Raw genomic sequence first — 16532 nt, forward strand, 5'->3', positions numbered from 1 at the left:
GGCGGGGCTGCCGCCTATTGCGCCGTACCCTGGCCGGCGGCGGTGCCCTGCTGGGTCTGGGCGTTCTGCGAGCGGGGCAGGGGGATGACGCGCACCTTGCGCTGGCCCGGCTGCTCGGAGGCGGGGGCGAGCGGGGCGGCGACGGTGGCGGCCACGGGACCGCCGGCGGCGGCCTCGGCGGCGGCGGTGCTGCCGGCCGGGGGCTTGGCGCCGGCCTTGCCGCCCTTGGTCGGGTCGGCGGGGCGCGGGGCGGACATTTCGCGCGCCTGCTCCTCGGTCACCAGAATGTCGCCCTTGCGCAGGGTGGTCTCGTCCTCAAGCCCCGCGAGCGCCTGCGCCCACGACTGGCCGGCCGGCTTGCACGTGCAGGACGGCACCAGCTCCTTGCGGTAGCGCAGGGCGTTGGGCAGCGACATGTAGGACTGGCCGGAGATGCTCACCGCCGACTTGATATCGCCGCTGAAGGTGAACAGCTGCGCGTCCGAGCCGGGGCACAGCCGCTTGCAGAGCTGGTCGTCCTGCGCGTAGCGGCTGGCGTTGGTGGAATTGGCCATGGGGAAGAAGTAGCCGTCGCACGTCCTGACGCACACGGTGCGCGAGTAATAGGTCTTCGGCGTTTCCAGCGGCATCAGGTCGAGGTCGGGCGAGGATTCCTCGGGCTGGGTCTGCTGGGTGCCGAAGATGGCCTCGAAGAAGTTCTTCGGCCGCGCCGGCTCGTTGGCGCGGCGGGCGGCCTGCACGGCGGCGGTGTATTGCGGGCCGCAATTGTTCTGGGCGAGGGCGATGATGAGCGCCCGGCGCTGGCCGCCGGTGTCGGCGCCGCCGCGCTCGAGGCCGGCGATCTGCGACCTGAGGCGCGAGACCTGATCGTCGATCTGGTCGCACTGGGGCGGCCGGGGCGGGCCCTGGAAGATGAGGAAGCCGCGCGGCGCATCGCAGCCCATGCCGCGCGCCTGCGCCGTGAGGCGATCGAGATCGCCGCGGAGCCTGGCGGCCTGCGCCTGCTGGTTGGCGGCGCCGCCGGCGCTGCGGTCGAGGGCCATCAGGGAGCCTTCGAGCTGCTGGCACGCGGGGCTGCCGGCCTGCGCCAGAGCGGTCCCCGCCGTGGTGACGGCGACCATGAGGCCCAGGGCCAGACGGCGGAGCGAACCCATGGCCAGCCGGCCCGTCGTGCCGCTCGCACCCTTCAGGGCAACCGGGCTTCCGGCGCCGATCCCTCGCGCGGACTCCATCCTCAGCTCTTCTCTCCACTGGCGCCGTGCCGAACCGTGACCGGTCCGGCGCCCCTCTATAACCCCACAGCGCGGGGCAATGGTGACGAAACTGTGGCCCCTCGCCGGAAGGTGAGGGGCAGGTCCAGTCCCCGCCGTCAGCCCCGGCCGCGCGAGCGGATGTTGTAGCTGTCGAACGCATATTCCGCGATCTGCCACCACACCAGCTGGTCGGCGCGGATGGCGAGCATGGAGTCGAGCGCCTGCTTGAAGGCCGGGTTGGCTGCGGCAAGCTCGTTGTACAGCTCGTAGGACGCCTTGTAGCCCGCCTCCATGATGGATTGCGGGAAGGGCTTCAGCTCAACCCCCTGCTGCACCAGCCGGCGCAGGGCCGGGGGGTTCACCGAATCGTACTTGGCCAGCATCCAGTTGTTGGCGGCCTCGGCGGCGTTGCGGACGATGGCCTGGTAGTGCTTCGGCAGCGCGTTCCACTGGGCGTTGTTGATGACGAGATGCAGCATGGCGCCGCCCTCCCACCAGCCGGGGTAGTAGTAATATTTGGCCACCTTCACGAGGCCGAGCTTCTCGTCGTCATAGGGGCCGACGAACTCCGCCGCGTCGATGGAGCCGCGCTCCAGCGCCGGGTAGACGTCGCTCGGGGCGATCTGCTGGGGCACCACGCCGAGCTTCGCCAGCACCTGCCCGCCGATGCCGCCGATGCGGAATTTCAGGCCCTTGAGGTCGGCGACGTCGTTCAGCTCCTTGCGGAAGAAGCCGCCCATCTGGCAGCCCGAATTGCCGAGCGGCATGGAGGTGACATTGTACTTGGCGAGCACGCCGTTGATGATCTCAGCGCCCCCGCCGAAGAACCACCACGAGTGCTGCTGGCGCGAGTTGAAGCCGAACGGCACGCCCGTGCCGAAGGCGAGCGCGGTGTCCTTGCCGGTGTAGAAATAGGTGGCGGTCTGGGCGCACTCCAGCGAGCCGCTGGACACCGCATCGAGCGCCTGCAGGCCCGGCACCAGCTCGCCGGCCGGGAAGGTCTGGATCTGGAAGCGGCCGTCCGTGGCCTCGGCCACGTATTTGGCGAAGATCTGCGCGGTGCCGAAGATGGTGTCGAGGGAGCGCGGGAAGGAGGAGGTGAGGCGCCACTTCACCTCGGGCTGGGTCTGCGCGAGGGCGGGGGCGGCGACCGCGCCGGTGGCGAGCGCGGTGGCGGACGCGCTAATGAAGTGGCGGCGCTTGATCTCCATGGATGTGCTCCTTGGGCCGGTTGATCGGCTCTCTGGCTTGGGGCGAACGCGTGTGGGGCGAAAGGGGTGTCACGCGGCGCGCCGGCCGTCAATGTCGGCGCTGAGTGGCACCATGATATTGCGCCGCTCTTCCGCTCAGGGCGGCGCTTCCCATATGTCGGATGCCCGCGCGTTCGGGCGCCGGGCTGAGGCCGCTTTCCGGGGAGTTCCATGACGCACGCTTTCTCGACCGTCCGTCCCACCGTCACCTGCCGTCTCGGCCGCCTCGCACTTGCGTGCGCGCTCGGCGTCGCGGCGCTCGCGGGCGGGCCGGCGCTGGCGCAGGAGCCCGACCTCATCTTCCGCAAGTCCACGGTCTGGAAGTTCCTGACGCCCGACGACAAGCTCGCCGTCTACGGCATCGACGACCCGGTGGTGAACGGCGTCGCCTGCCACTACACCACGCCCGAGAAGGGCGGCGTGAAGGGCATGGTGGGCCTCGCGGAGGAAGTCTCCGACATTTCCCTCGCCTGCCGGCAGGTGGGGCCGATCTCCTTCAAGTCGAAGTTCGAGCAGGGCGACGTGGTGTTCCGCGAGAGCCGCTCCTTCTTCTTCAAGAAGATGCAGATCGTGCGCGGCTGCGACACCAAACGGAACGTGCTCGTCTATCTCGTCTATTCCGACAAATTGATCGACGGCAGCCCGAAGAACTCCACCTCCACCGTGCCGGTCATGCCCTGGGGTGGCAATACCGACGTGCCGAAGTGCGCGGACTTCCTGAAGTAGCGGCAGGATGAACGCCGCGCGCCCGGGCCGGAGACCTCTCCGCCCGGACGCGCGGCGTGCTGTTCAGAGGAAGTTCACCTTGCCCGTGCCAATGTCGTACATGGCGGCGGCCGACTTCAGCTTACCGGCGGCGGCCCGCTCCGACAGGATCGGTGCCGCGGTCTGCGCCAGCTTGGCGTTCAGCTTCACGTTCTGGTCGCTGGCGGCGGCGAGCAGATCGGCCGGATTGCTCCGCATGGCCTCATAGACGGCCGGGCGGATGGCGTTGACGAGGCTCGGCAGGTGGCCGGGCGGCAAAGTGTTGTCCTTGATGGACGTGATGGTCGCCTGCACCGCCCCGCACGAGGCATGGCCGAGCACGAGGATCAGCTTCACGCCGAGCACGGCGGTGGCGAATTCCAGGCTCGCCAGGCCGTTTTCATCAATGAAGTTGCCGGCCACCCGGACGATGAACAGTTCGCCCGGCCCCTGGTCGAACACCAGCTCCGGCACCACCCGCGAATCCGAGCAGGCGACAATGGCCGCGAACGGTGCCTGGCCCATGGCACGCTTCAGGCGGCCGGCGGAATAGTCCGCCTGCTGGGGCGTGCCGGCGACGTAGCGGGCATTGCCGTCCACCAGGCGCTTCATGGCCTCGTCCGGCGTGACCGGGGTGGCCGTGCCGTAGCCGGACTGGGCGAAGGCGGAGGCGGCGAACAGCGGCGCGGCGGCGAGGGCCAGTCCGCCCGCGAGCCCACCGGCAAGCAGACGACGGCGTCCGATGGATGGTGATGAGCACGTCTCGCACATGGGGCAGTCCTCTCCCGGTCACGGTGTTTCTGGCGTGTTTGGACCGGTCCTCCTGCGTGCCGCAGGGGACAGGCCGGCGCCGACCATAGCCGATCCGGTGCGGAAGACTGAAATACCGCGATCACAAAAAGGGGACCTAAAGCATCGCCATGCAACGGCAATTCGCAGCGGGCGGCCGGGAAGGCCGCCGGCTACCGCGAGCAGGTGATGGCCACCGTCTCCGGGCACAGCGGGCCGATGCAGATGGGGGCCGGCGCGGCGACGCTGGACGGTGTGAAGGCGGAGGCATGCGCCGTCACGCGGCCGAAATCGATGACCTGGCTGTAGGCATGGGTGCGGCACCAGGCTTCCGCCACCTTCTGCCCGCACGGCGCGCCGGAGGCGAGGCAGGAATCGATGCTGGAGCCGTCGGAATTGTCGATAAGGAAGATGCGCGTCTCCGCCATGGCCGGCGCCATCAGCGACAGGCTCGCCACGGCGACGGCGGCGAGGGTTCGGATCAGCGGCATGGACAGGTCGGAACCTCGTTGAAAGCGCGTGCCTGCGCTTGCGAGCGCCGGGACGACGGGCGGGATGGCTGGATACACGCCGAACCCCCGCCCGGTGCTCCAAGGTCCGGATAGTCTCTCGCGCCGGGGCAGGTCAAGCGAGGGACGATAACGATCCGCTGAGGTGGCGCCTCGCTCCAGCCGAGCCGGCGCGCCGTCGGGCGGCGTGAAACATCTTGACGCGCGCCCGCGCCCGAACCATTGTCCCGCGCCATGAACGGCGGTCTCGTCACCATCTGCGCCATTGCGGCGATTATTTGCGGTTAGCCGAAAAGCTGGCCGCGGCCGTCCTTTGCTCATCTTCTTAGACAAGGATCTGGACGCCCCGGCCGGTGGACCGGCTTGGCGCTTGTGCGCCATTCGGGGGAACGATCCATGGAGCTCAGGCTCTACAACACGCTGACCCGCTCGAAGGACCTTCTGCGTCCGCTCGATCCCTTGAACGTGCGCATGTATGTGTGCGGGCCGACGGTCTACGACCATGCCCATATCGGCAATGCGCGCCCGGTCATCGTCTTCGACGTGCTGTTCCGCCTGCTGCGGCGCCTCTATGGCGAAAGCCACGTCAAATACGTCCGCAACATCACGGACGTGGACGACAAGATCAACGCCCGCGCCGCCGACCGCTCCATCTCCATCCGCGACCTGACGGAAGAGACCTACCGCTGGTTCCGCGAGGATACGGCGGCGCTGAACTGCCTGCCGCCCACCGTGGAGCCGCGCGCCACCGAGCATATCGAGGAGATGCGCATCCTCATCGAGCGGCTCGTCGCCTCGGGCCACGCCTATGTGGCGGAGGAGCATGTCCTGTTCAACGTGCCCTCCATGCCGGACTACGGCCGTCTGTCGCGCCGCTCGCTGGACGAGATGATGGCCGGCGCCCGCGTGGACGTCGCCCCCTACAAGCGCGACGCCATGGACTTCGTTCTGTGGAAGCCGAGCGCCGAGGGCGTGCCCGGCTGGCCCTCGCCCTGCGGCATCGCCACCCCCGGCCGGCCCGGCTGGCACATCGAATGCTCGGCCATGAGCTGGAAGCACCTGGGCGAGACCTTCGACATCCACGGCGGCGGCATCGATCTCGTCTTCCCGCACCACGAGAACGAGATCGCGCAGTCGCGCTGCGCCTTCCATTCCGGCGTGATGGCGCAGATGTGGATGCACAACGGCTTCCTGATGCTGGAAGGCGAGAAGATGTCGAAGTCCCTCGGCAACTTCGTCACCATCCGCGAGCTGCTGGACGAGTGGCCGGGCGAGGTGCTGCGCCTCGCCATGCTCTCCACCCACTACCGCCAGCCCATCAACTGGACCCGCCAGGGCCTCGGCTTCGCCGCCAAGACGCTGGACAAGTGGTATCGCGTGATCGGCGACGTGGAGGCCGAGACGGGCGAAGGCAACCCCTTCGAGACCGAGATCGCAGATCGCCTCGCCGACGATCTCAACACCCCGTCCGTCATCGCACACCTGCACCACCTCGCCGAGGTGGCGGAGCACGAGGACACCTCCTCAGCCCTGCGCCGCCGCTTCAAGGGCGCGGCGAACCTCCTCGGCCTGCTGGGCGACACCGAAACCGGGTGGCGCGCGCGGCAGAAGGAGGCCATTGCCCTCGATGAGGGGGTGATCGCCGATCTGATCGCCCAGCGCATCGCCGCCCGCAAGGCGAAGGACTTCAAGCGCGCCGACCAGATCCGCGAGGAGCTGGCCGCCAAGGGCATCGTGCTGATGGACAACAAGGACGGAACCACGAGCTGGGAGGTGTCGCGATGAGCGCGATCGCTTTGCGCCCTTACCTCCCGGCCGACGCGCCGGCGCTGGCCGACCTGTTCCGCGCCGCCATCGCCGAGCTGACTGGCGAGGATTACGACAGCGAGCAGCAGGAGGCCTGGGCCGCCAAGGCCGACGACGCGGAGGCCTTTGCCGCCCGCCTCGCCGCGAGCCTCACCCTCGTCGCCCTGCGCGGCAAGGCGGTGGCGGGCTTCGTCTCGCTGAAGGACAATGCCCACATCGAGATGCTGTATGTGGCGCCCGACGCGGTTGGCACGGGCGTCGCCAAGGCCCTGTGCGATGCCGCCGAGACGCTGGCCAAGGCCCGCGGCACCCGCAAGCTCACCGTGGACGCCAGCGACACCGCCCTCGGCTTCTTCCAGAAGCGCGGCTACGTCCCCCAGCGCCGCAACATGGTGCCGCTGGCCGACACCTGGCTCGCCAACACGGCCATGGAGAAGACGCTGGGGGAGGGGGCGGGGCAATGACGGCCGCAACTGCCGAGGTGCGTGAACGCCTCTATCTCTTCGACACCACCCTGCGCGACGGGGCGCAGACCAATGGCGTCGATTTCACCGTGGCCGACAAGCTCCGGGTGCTCGCCCTGCTGGACCGGCTGGGGATGGACTATGTGGAGGCCGGCTATCCCGGCGCCAATCCCACCGACACGCAGCTGTTCGCGCAGAAGCACGACGCCAAGGCGCGCGTGACCGCCTTCGGCATGACCAAGCGCCCCGGTCGCTCGGCCTCCAACGATCCCGGCGTCGCGGCGCTGCTGGCGGCTCAGGCGGATGCCATCTGCTTCGTCGCCAAATCCTCCGCCTATCAGGTGCGGGTGGCGCTGGAGACGACCAAGGAGGAGAACCTCGCCTCCATCCGCGAGAGCGTCGAGGCGGCGATTGCCGCCGGGCGCGAGGCGCTGGTGGATTGCGAGCATTTCTTCGACGGCTTCAAGGAAGACCCCGACTTCGCCCTCGCCTGCGCCCGCACCGCCTACGAGGCCGGCGCGCGCTGGGTGGTGCTGTGCGACACCAATGGCGGCACGCTGCCCCACGAGGTGGAAGCCATCGTCGCCGAGGTGGTGAAGGTGGTGCCGGGCACGAATGTGGGCATCCACGCGCACAATGACACCGAGCAGGCGGTGGCGAATTCGCTCGCCGCCGTGCGCGCTGGCGCGCGGCAGATCCAGGGCACGCTCAATGGCCTCGGAGAGCGCTGCGGCAATGCCAACCTCTGCTCGCTCATCCCCACCCTGCTGCTGAAAAAGGATTTCGCCGAGCGCTTCGACATCGGCGTCAGCGAGGAGGCGCTGGGCGAACTCGTCCACGTCTCCCGCACGCTGGACGAGATGCTGAACCGCGCCCCCGACCGGCACGCGCCCTATGTGGGCGAGAGCGCCTTCGCCACCAAGGCCGGCATCCATGCCTCCGCCATCCTGAAGGACCCCGCCACCTACGAGCATGTCGCGCCGGAAAAGGTGGGCAACCGCCGCCGCGTGATGGTCTCCGACCAGGCCGGCCGCTCCAATGTGCTGTCCGAGCTGGAGCGCCTCGGCGTGCCGGTGGACAAGAAGGACCCGCGCATCGCCCGCCTGCTGGACGAGGTGAAGGAGCGCGAGGCGCTGGGCTATTCCTACGAGGCGGCGGACGCCTCCTTCGCGCTGCTGGCCCGCCGCATGCTGGGCTCGGTGCCCGACTATTTCGCGGTGGAGCGCTTCAAGGTGAACGTGGAGCGCCGCTACAACGCGCAGGGCGAGCTTGTCACCGTGGCGGAAGCCATCGTGAAGGTGAAGGTGGACGACGAGACCATGATCTCCGCCGCCGAGGGCAACGGCCCGGTGAACGCGCTCGACGTGGCCCTGCGCAAGGATCTCGGCAAGTACCAGCCCTTCATCTCCGGCCTCCACCTCACCGACTATCGCGTGCGCGTGCTGAACGGCGGCACGGAGGCGGTGACGCGGGTGCTGATCGAGAGCGCGGACGAGACCGGCGACCGCTGGACCACGGTGGGCGTCTCTCCCAACATCATCGACGCGTCCTTCGAGGCGCTGCTGGATTCGATCACCTGGAAGCTCTTGAAGGAAGGCGCGCCGGCGTAGGTTCCCCGGACAAGCGACGGCATGGCCGGAGGCGTTTTCGGAGCCTTCGTCGGGTCAGCGCATGTCCATTCGCGTGTCATCGCCTGGCTCGTCCGGGCGATCCACCCATCCGTCCGCGCAATGCCCCCATAATCGCCCGGCCCAACCGTGGATCGCCCGGACGAGCCGGGCGATGACAGCGGCGTAACTGCCTCCCCTCTCCCTCAGGGTGGAGAGGGCGAGCAGCCTTGACTACTTCCCCGCCAGCGCCTTCAGCGCGGCGAGCACCGCTTCCGTGTCCGCACCCAGCCGCGGACTGGCGCTTTTCGCCACCTGCCGCACGCCGTCGAGCACGATGGGGCTGGCGACGGCGGGAATGGTGCCGCCGCCGGCCTCGGCCAGGTCCACGCGCAGGCCGCGTGCCTTCACCTGCGGGTCCTCGAACACTTGCGAGACCGTATTGATCGGCCCCGCCGGCACGCCCTTCGCCTCCAGCGCGGCGAGGAGATCGTCGCGGGCGAAGGCCATGGTCAGCGCGGTGAGCTTCGGCACCAGCACGGCACGGTTGGCGACGCGGGCGGGATTGGTGGCGTAGTCTGTCTCCTGCGCCAGCTCCGGCGCGCCGAGCACGGCGCAGAAGCGGGCAAACTGGCCGTCATTGCCGATGGCGGCGATGAAATAGCCGTCCGCGCAGGGGAAGACCTGATAGGGCACGATGTTGGGATGGGCATTGCCCATGCGCTTCGGCGCCCTGCCGGAGGTGAGATAGTTCATGGCCTGGTTGGCGAGAACGCCCACCTGCGTGTCGAGCAGGGCCATGTCCACATGCCCGCCCGTGCCGGTCTCGTCCCGCCGGCGCAGCGCGGCGAGGATGCCGACCGTGGCATAGAGGCCGGTGAAGATGTCGGCGAAGGCGACGCCCACCTTCTGCGGCTCCCCATCCGGCGCGCCGGTCAAGTCCATGATGCCGCCCATGCCCTGCACGAGGAAGTCATAGCCCGCGCGCGGCGCGTATGGCCCGTCCTGGCCGAAGCCGGTGACGGAGCAATAGACGAGGCGGGGGTTCTCTTTCCTCAGGCTTTCATAGTCGAGCCCGTATTTCTTCAGGCCGCCGACCTTGAAGTTCTCGATGAGCACGTCGCTTTGCCGGGCGAGATCGCGGATGATGGCCTGTCCCTCTTCCGTCTCGAAATCCACCGCCACCGAGCGCTTGCCGCGATTGGTCGCGTGGAAATAGGCGGCGCCGAGGTCCGCCCCGTCCGCCCCCTTCAGGAAGGGCGGCCCCCAGGTGCGCGTGTCGTCCCCGCCGCCCGGCCGCTCCACCTTGACGACCTCCGCCCCGAGATCGGCCAGCAACTGCCCGCACCACGGTCCGGCGAGGATGCGGGCGAGTTCGAGGACGCGAAGGCCGGCGAGGGGAGGGGAGGCAGGAGGGGACATGGGGGAGACTCGTTGTGACGAATGAGCCGGATGACGATGGGGGCGTCGCCGCGTCCGCTGTCATCCCCCGGCTCGTGCGGGGGATCCACTCTGCCGTTTGTCAGGCGGCCGGCCAAGCGGCGTGGTGGATGCCCCGGACGAGCCGGGGCATGACGGTTCTTCTGTGGCTCGCAGGCGCTCTCAAAAGAACGCCTGAATCCCCGTGATCGCGCGGCCGAGGATCAGCGCGTGGATGTCGTGGGTGCCTTCATAGGTGTTCACCGTCTCGAGGTTCGCGGCGTGGCGGATGACATGGTACTCGGCGGCGATGCCGTTACCGCCATGCATGTCGCGGGCGACCCGCGCGATGTCGAGCGCCTTGCCGCAATTGTTGCGCTTGAGGAAGGAGATGGCCTCGATGGGCAGCGTGCCCTCATCGAACATCCGCCCCGCGCGCAGAGCGAGCTGAAGGCCGAGGGCGATCTCGGTGGCCATGTCCGCCAGCTTCTTCTGCACCAGCTGGGTGGCGGCGAGCGGCTTGCCGAACTGCTTGCGGTCCAGCGTGTACTGGCGGGCGGCGGCGTAGCAGGCTTCCGCCGCGCCCATGGCGCCCCAGCCGATGCCGTAGCGGGCGCGGTTGAGGCAGCCGAAGGGGCCGGGCAGGCCGGCGGCGTTGGGCAGGAGGTTCTCTTCCGGAATCTCCACGTCCTCCAGCACGATCTCGCCGGTGATGGAGGCGCGCAGCGAGAGCTTGCCCTCGATCTTGGGGGTGGAGAAGCCCTTCATGCCGCGCTCCACCACGAAGCCCTTGATGGCATTGTCGTGCGCCGCCGATTTCGCCCACACCACCGCGAGGTCGGCGATGGGCGAATTGGTGATCCACATCTTCGCGCCCTTGAGGCGATAGCCGCCGTCGATCTTCTCGGCGCGGGTGCGCATGCCGGCGGGGTCGGAGCCGGCGTCCGGCTCGGTGAGGCCGAAGCAGCCCACCCATTCGCCGGTGGCGAGCTTGGGCAGGTACTTCTTGCGCTGCTCTTCCGTGCCGTAGGCGTAGATGGGGTGCATGACGAGGGAGGACTGCACGCTCATGGCCGAACGGTAGCCACTATCCACCCGCTCCACTTCCCGCGCCGCGAGGCCGTAGGCCACGTAGCCGAGGCCGGCGCCGCCATATTCCGCCGGAATGGTGGGGCCGAGGAGGCCCAGCTCGCCCATCTCGTTCATGATCTCGCGGTCGAAGCGCTCGTCGAGATAGGCGGAGGTCACGCGCGGCAGGAGCTTCTCCTGCGCATAGTCGCGGGCGGTGTCGCGGACGAGGCGCTCGTCCTCGGTGAGCTGGCTGTTGAGATCGAAGGGGTCGGCCCAGTCGAAGGTCGGCTTACCGGATGCGGCCATGGTGCGTCTCCCGCGCTCGAAGGCACCGCCGGGTGGCGGTTGGCATTTACATTCCAACCAGTCGGTATATAAATATCCGGGCACAGTCAAGGAGCACGACGCTGCAGGATCGAGGCGACCACGAACAGGAGGCGCCGGCCCGCCCGGCCCCCGCCCGGCGGCGCGGACGTCCGCCGAAATCGGCCGCGATGCGCGTGGCGGCGGAAGGCGACGGCGCACGCCTGGGCCGTCCGCCGATGATGAACGACCCGCGCGCGGAAATCCTGCGGCAGGCGGCGCAGATGTTCGCGCAGAAGGGCTATGTGGATAGCTCGCTCAGCGAGGTCGCGCGGTCGCTCAATTACTCAAAGGGCGCCATCTACAATTATTTCTCCTCCAAGCAGGAGATCTATGACGCCATCATCATCTATACGCTCACCGGCCTCAACGACGCGTCAGCAGCAGCGGTGAAGCGGGAGGACCCGCCCGCCGAGCAACTGAAGCAGTTCATGGTCGCCCACGCGCGCTTCCTCGCCGACAATTACGACTGCTTCGTCACCATGCTGGTCGGCTTCTCCGGCATGGCCAATACCGGGCTGAAGGACGATGCGCTCGCCTTGCGCGACGCCCATGAGGGCCTTCTGCGCCGGATCATCGCGGATGGGGTCGCGGACGGTTCATTCCGGGAGGTCGGCGCGGCCATGACCGGGCGCGCGGTGCTCTCGCTCTTGAGCTGGATGGTGCGCTGGTTCAAGCCCGGCGGCGGCAAGTCGGCCGAGGAGGTCGCGCTGGAGTATCACGATTTGCTGGTGCGCGGGCTGGTCGCCTGAGGGGGCCTCCATAAAGGGCCGTCTCGGCTTTAATTGCCGTCGTGCTCCGGCTCGACCGGAGCACCCATCTCGACATTCGTCCCGGCGGGTGCATGGGCCCTCCGGTCAAGCCGGAGGGCGACGGTGATGATGGGGGAGGGCGGCGTCGCGATGACCGCGCCCTCGCTCACGCCACGCAGGCGAGGAAGCCCTCTTCCAGCAGGTCGCGCTTGAGCTGGCGGCCGATGAAGACGATGCGGCTAAGGCGCTTCTCGTCGTCCTTCCACGGCCGCTGGTGGTCGCCGTCGAGGATCATGTGGACACCCTGGAAGACGAAGCGATCCGGATCGTCCTTGAAGGAGAGGATGCCCTTCGAGCGCAGGATGTTCGGCCCCTCCACCTGCACGATGTTCTGCACCCAGGGGAAGAACTTGTCCGGGTCCAGCGGCTTGTCGGTGGAGAAGGAGACCGACTGGATCTCCTCGTCATGCACCGCCTTCAGCCCGTGGTGGTGGTGGCCGTGATCGTGGTCGTGGTGATCGTGGCCGCAGTCCGGCCCGCAGGCCTCGCCATGCTCGTGGTGGTGATGGTGCTCGTCCTCCTCCAGGAAGGCGGGCTCCAGCTCCAGCACGCGCTCGAGGTCGAAGGCGCCCTGGTTCAGCACCTTGGCGATGTCGATCTCGGACTTCTGGGTGCGGTAGAGCTTGGCATAGGGGTTGATGCCGCGGATGCGGGCTTCCACCGCGTCCAGCTCGGGGCCGGTCACGAGGTCGGTCTTGTTGAGCAGGATCACGTCCGCGAAGGCCACCTGGTTCTTCGCCTCGGGCGCGTCCTTCAGGCGGTCGGACAGCCACTTGGCGTCGGCCACCGTGACCACGGCATCGAGCTTGGTCTTGGCCTGCACTTCCTCGTCCACGAAGAAGGTCTGCGCGACGGGGGCGGGGTCGGCGAGACCGGTGGTCTCGACGATGATGCCGTCGAAGCCGCCCTTGCGGCGTAAAAGGCCGTCGATGATGCGGATGAGGTCGCCGCGCACGGTGCAGCAGATGCACCCGTTGTTCATCTCGAACACTTCCTCGTCGGCGCCCACCACGAGGTCGTTGTCGATGCCGATCTCGCCGAACTCGTTGACGATGACGGCGAATTTCTTGCCGTGCGGCTGCGACAGGATGCGGTTGAGCAGCGTGGTCTTGCCGGCGCCCAGATAGCCGGTCAGCACGGTGACGGGGATCTTCTCGGCCTGCGTTTCAGCCATGGCTTCACCTTCATGCAAGCGGCGGCCGGAAGGCCGCCGCCGGGGTGCGGAGCGGCGGCCAGAGGGCCGCCGCCGGAGGGGGCGTGCGCCGCTCAGCTCGACAGGGCAGACGAGAGTTGGCGCACGTTGGATTTCATCATGTCGATGTAGGTGCTCGCGGGGCCTTTGTCATCGGACAGCGCGTCGGAATAAAGCTCGCCGCCCACCTTGGCCCCGCTTTCCTTGGCGATGCGCTGGATCAGGCGCGGGTCGGTGACGTTCTCCACGAACACCGCGGGGATCTTCTGCGCCTTGATCTGGCGGATGATGCGGCCCACGTCCTTGGCCGACGCCTCGCTCTCGGTGGACACGCCCTCGGGCGCGATCAGCACCAGGCCGTAGGCCTCGCCGAAATAGCCGAAGGCGTCGTGGGAGGTGATGATGCGGCGCTGCTCGGCCGGGATCTTGGCCATGGCGGTCTTCACCTCGGCTTCCAGCGCGTCGAGCTTCGCGGTGTAGGCGGCGGCGTTCGCGGTGTAGGCGTCGCGGCCGTCCGGATCGGCGGCGATCAGGCCGTCGCGCACGTTGGCCACATAGACCTTGGCATTGGCGATGGACTGCCAGGCGTGCGGATCGATGCCGCCGTGGTCGTGGGCGTCCTTCTTGTCGTGCTTGTCCTTGCCGTGGGCGTGCTTGTCCTTGCCCGCGGGCTTGTCGTCATCGTCGTCGAAGCCGGTGCGGGGCGTGATGCCCTTGGTGGCGACGACGATGGGCGCCTTGGTGCCGGAGGCCTTGATGAGGCGGTCCATCCAGCCCTCGAAGCCGAGGCCGTTCACGAACACCACCTTGGCCGCGGCCACCGCCTTCGCGTCGGCGGGGGTGGGCTGGTAGACGTGGGCGTCGCCGTTGGGGCCGACGATGGTGGTGACGGCCACGCGGTCGCCGCCCACCTCCTTCACGAAATCGCCGAGGATGGAGAAGGACGCCACCACGGGCATCTTCTGGGCGGGGGCCTGCGCGAGCGCCGGGCCGGCCAGCGGCAGGGCCAGTCCGGCCGAGAGGCCGGCGGCGAGGAGGAAACGTCTGGAGATCATGGAAATCCTCATCAGGCTTCGAGGTGACGGCGCGGGACGAGGCGGCCGGCAAGCCCGCCGATCGGCCCGAAAATGACGGCGAACGCATAGGCGAGCCCGGCGACCAGGATGATGGACGGGCCGGACGGCGTGCCGAGGTGGTAGGACACGAGCAGCCCCGCCACGCCCGAGCCGAAGGCGATCAGCGTCGCGGTGGTGACGAGGGCCGTGAGGTCGCGCACGAAGAAGCGCGCGGTCGCCGCCGGCAGCATCATCAGCCCCACCGACAGAAGCGTGCCGAGGGCGTGGAAGCCGCCCACGAGGTTCAGCACCACCAGCGACAGGAAGGCGATGTGGCTGACCCCGCCGCTTCGGCTGACCGAGGCCAGGAAGGTCGGGTCCACGCATTCCAGCACCAGCGGCCGCCACACCACGGCGAGGGTGAGGAGCGTCAGGGTGGTGATGCCGGCGATCAGCATCAGCGTCGCATCGTCGATGCCCAGCACGGTGCCGAAGAGAACGTGCAGCAGGTCCACGTTGGAGCCGCGCAGCGAGACGATGAGCACGCCCAGCGCCAGCGAGATGAGATAGAAGGCGGCGAGCGAGGCGTCTTCCTTCATGCCCGTCGCCCGCGCCACCACGCCCGCGCCGACCGCCACCAGCAGGCCCGCCGCGAGGCCGCCCACGGTCATGGCGTAGAGATTGAGGCCGGCGAACAGGAAGCCGATGGCCGCGCCGGGCAGGATGGCATGGGCCATGGCATCGCCCGTCAGCGACATGCGCCGCAGCATCAGGAAGGCGCCCACCGGGCCAGCGCCCAGCGAGAGCGCGAACACGCCGGCGAGTGCCCGCCGCATGAACTCGAACTCCGCGAAGGGAGCGATGAAGGTGTCGTACAGGTTCATCGATAGTCCCAGGCGCCGGTGCCGCGCGATGGCGGCCGGCCGGATCTGTCATCGTCCTGCCCTTGCGCTTGGCCGGGGAGCCGATCCGGTGGGTTGGAGGAGCCGGACCGGCCTCGGACGGAGCCCGTGGTCCCCGGCCAAGCGAAAGAGCAGCGATGATGCGTTCAGAAGACCGGTGTCAGCCGGTCGCGAATGCGTGGTCTGGATCGGACCGGCACGCGGCCGGTCGGCGAATATCTCAGGCTGCGTCGGAACAGGGGACGGCGTCGTCCTTCCACGCCTCGCCCATGCGGCGGGCCTTCAGCAGATTGTCCGGGCCGAGCGCTTCCGCTGTTGGACCCCAGGCGACCGGCGTGCGGGCGAGGAGAAGGGTCTGCGGGAAGGTCGCGCGCACCAGATCGAAATCATGCAGCACCGCGATCACGGTGCGCTTCTCCCCGTGCCAGCGGCGGACCAGTTCCACAAGGTCCGACACCGTCTTGGCATCGAGGGCGGTGAAGGGTTCGTCGAGCAGGATCACGCGCGCATCCTGCAGCAGCAGGCGGGCGAACAGGGTGCGCTGCATCTGCCCGCCGGAGAGCGTGCCGATGGGCCGGTTCTCGAAGCCTTCGAGGCCGACGGCGGCGATGGCGTGCTCGATCTTCTCGCGATCGGCCCGGCCGATGCCGCCGAACAGGCCGGCGCGCCGCCACAGGCCCATGGACACCATGTCATAGACATGGATGGGGAAGCTGCGGTCGATCTCGGCGCCCTGCGGCAGGTAGGCGATCTCGCGCGGGTCGAGGCCATGGCGGTCGATGGTGCCGCCGAGCGGCTTCAGCGCGCCGCCGATGCCCTTGAGCAGGGTGGACTTGCCGGCGCCGTTGGCGCCGCAGATGGCCAGCAGCGCGCCTTTCTCCACCTCACCGGAGAGGTGATGGACGGCCGGGTGGCGCTCATAGCCGAGGGTGAGGTTGCGGAACGAGATCTGCGCGCTCATGCGCCGCCTCCCGTCACCAGCAGCACGGCGCCCCACATGACGAGGATGAGCACGGACGCGAGCGCGAGCCGTCCCGCGAGCGACATGCGCAGCACCGATGCGCCGAGGCGCACGGGCGGCCTGCGGGAGGCCGGAGACGCCGTGTGCGCGTGGTGGTCGTGCCCGTGGTGGTTATGCGCCGCGCCGGCGTGATCGTGCCCTCCGGCGGCAGCGCCGAGGAGCGTGGCGCGCTCCTGCCGGCCGGTCGCCTCAGGGGCGGGCCGCGTCGCTGCGGAGGGGGAAAGGGACAAGGACATGGCGGCCGGTGCGCTGTTTCCGATGGCCATTTGATACAG

At 68.7% G+C, this 16532-nt stretch carries 16 protein-coding genes; 5 read left to right on the top strand and 11 right to left on the bottom strand.

Annotation, left to right across the window (positions count from 1 at the left end; all coding sequences use genetic code 11):
- Window positions 1-14 precede the first annotated feature (14 nt).
- A complete protein-coding gene (locus J2126_RS21370) occupies window positions 15-1232 on the bottom strand; it encodes a DUF2865 domain-containing protein (protein WP_209488832.1) in 1218 nt (405 codons plus the stop codon).
- Window positions 1233-1369: 137 nt separating this feature from the next.
- Window positions 1370-2458 (bottom strand): TRAP transporter substrate-binding protein, encoded by a 1089-nt coding sequence (locus J2126_RS21375; RefSeq protein WP_209490438.1) that lies wholly within the window; start codon window positions 2456-2458, stop codon window positions 1370-1372.
- Window positions 2459-2674: 216 nt separating this feature from the next.
- Here J2126_RS21375 and J2126_RS21380 point away from each other — a divergent pair, with 216 nt between their 5' ends.
- On the top strand, window positions 2675-3229 hold the full coding sequence (locus tag J2126_RS21380; protein ID WP_209488833.1) for a CreA family protein: 555 nt from the start codon (window positions 2675-2677) through the stop codon (window positions 3227-3229).
- Window positions 3230-3292: 63 nt separating this feature from the next.
- Here the strand turns inward: J2126_RS21380 and J2126_RS21385 are convergent, their stop codons facing one another.
- Window positions 3293-4018, bottom strand: a complete 726-nt coding sequence (locus J2126_RS21385) for a carbonic anhydrase (protein ID WP_209488834.1) — start codon at window positions 4016-4018, stop codon at window positions 3293-3295.
- 191 nt (window positions 4019-4209) lie between these two features.
- Window positions 4210-4527, bottom strand: a complete 318-nt coding sequence (locus J2126_RS21390; protein WP_209488835.1) for a hypothetical protein — start codon at window positions 4525-4527, stop codon at window positions 4210-4212.
- 414 nt (window positions 4528-4941) lie between these two features.
- On the opposite strand from J2126_RS21390, the gene cysS reads away from it, so the two are divergent.
- The 3 genes from cysS to cimA are packed head-to-tail and all read left to right on the top strand — an operon-like array spanning window position 4942 to window position 8425.
- Entirely contained in the window at window positions 4942-6330 is a 1389-nt protein-coding gene (gene cysS / locus J2126_RS21395) for a cysteine--tRNA ligase (RefSeq protein WP_209488836.1), read from the top strand.
- Window positions 6327-6815 (top strand): GNAT family N-acetyltransferase, encoded by a 489-nt coding sequence (locus J2126_RS21400; RefSeq protein ID WP_209488837.1) that lies wholly within the window; start codon window positions 6327-6329, stop codon window positions 6813-6815. Before cysS ends, J2126_RS21400 begins: the two co-directional genes overlap by 4 nt.
- The gene (gene cimA, locus J2126_RS21405) at window positions 6812-8425 is read left to right on the top strand and encodes a citramalate synthase (RefSeq protein WP_209488838.1); all 1614 of its coding nucleotides are present in this window, start codon (window positions 6812-6814) and stop codon (window positions 8423-8425) included. Before J2126_RS21400 ends, cimA begins: the two co-directional genes overlap by 4 nt.
- A 231-nt stretch (window positions 8426-8656) precedes the next feature.
- On the opposite strand, the gene J2126_RS21410 is transcribed toward cimA, so the two are convergent.
- Window positions 8657-9844, bottom strand: coding sequence for a CaiB/BaiF CoA transferase family protein (locus tag J2126_RS21410; protein WP_209488839.1), 1188 nt, complete (start codon window positions 9842-9844; stop codon window positions 8657-8659).
- 180 nt (window positions 9845-10024) lie between these two features.
- Complete coding sequence (locus J2126_RS21415; protein ID WP_209488840.1) at window positions 10025-11218, bottom strand: acyl-CoA dehydrogenase; 1194 nt, start codon at window positions 11216-11218, stop codon at window positions 10025-10027.
- A 236-nt stretch (window positions 11219-11454) separates the two neighbouring features.
- Here J2126_RS21415 and J2126_RS21420 point away from each other — a divergent pair, with 236 nt between their 5' ends.
- Window positions 11455-12027: a TetR/AcrR family transcriptional regulator gene (locus J2126_RS21420; protein WP_245327508.1), complete on the top strand. Its 573-nt coding sequence runs from the start codon at window positions 11455-11457 to the stop codon at window positions 12025-12027.
- Window positions 12028-12193: 166 nt separating this feature from the next.
- On the opposite strand, the gene J2126_RS21425 is transcribed toward J2126_RS21420, so the two are convergent.
- The 5 genes from J2126_RS21425 to J2126_RS21445 all read right to left on the bottom strand — a co-directional run bounded on the left by J2126_RS21425 (window position 12194) and on the right by J2126_RS21445 (window position 16493).
- Entirely contained in the window at window positions 12194-13261 is a 1068-nt protein-coding gene (locus J2126_RS21425) for a CobW family GTP-binding protein (protein WP_209488842.1), read from the bottom strand.
- A 92-nt stretch (window positions 13262-13353) separates the two neighbouring features.
- Window positions 13354-14334, bottom strand: a complete 981-nt coding sequence (locus tag J2126_RS21430) for a metal ABC transporter solute-binding protein, Zn/Mn family (protein WP_209488843.1) — start codon at window positions 14332-14334, stop codon at window positions 13354-13356.
- Between the two features lie 11 nt (window positions 14335-14345).
- A complete protein-coding gene (locus J2126_RS21435; protein ID WP_209488844.1) occupies window positions 14346-15218 on the bottom strand; it encodes a metal ABC transporter permease in 873 nt (290 codons plus the stop codon).
- 238 nt (window positions 15219-15456) lie between these two features.
- On the bottom strand, window positions 15457-16197 hold the full coding sequence (aztA, locus tag J2126_RS21440; protein ID WP_209488845.1) for a zinc ABC transporter ATP-binding protein AztA: 741 nt from the start codon (window positions 16195-16197) through the stop codon (window positions 15457-15459).
- Window positions 16194-16493 carry a hypothetical protein gene (locus J2126_RS21445; RefSeq protein ID WP_209488846.1) on the bottom strand — a complete coding sequence of 100 codons (300 nt, stop codon included), beginning with the start codon at window positions 16491-16493 and terminating at the stop codon, window positions 16194-16196. The genes aztA and J2126_RS21445 overlap by 4 nt, the downstream gene beginning before the upstream one ends.
- Window positions 16494-16532 lie beyond the last annotated feature (39 nt).

Origin of the sequence: Xanthobacter flavus (genome assembly GCF_017875275.1) — a bacterium.
GTDB classification, from domain to species: domain Bacteria; phylum Pseudomonadota; class Alphaproteobacteria; order Rhizobiales; family Xanthobacteraceae; genus Xanthobacter; species Xanthobacter flavus_A.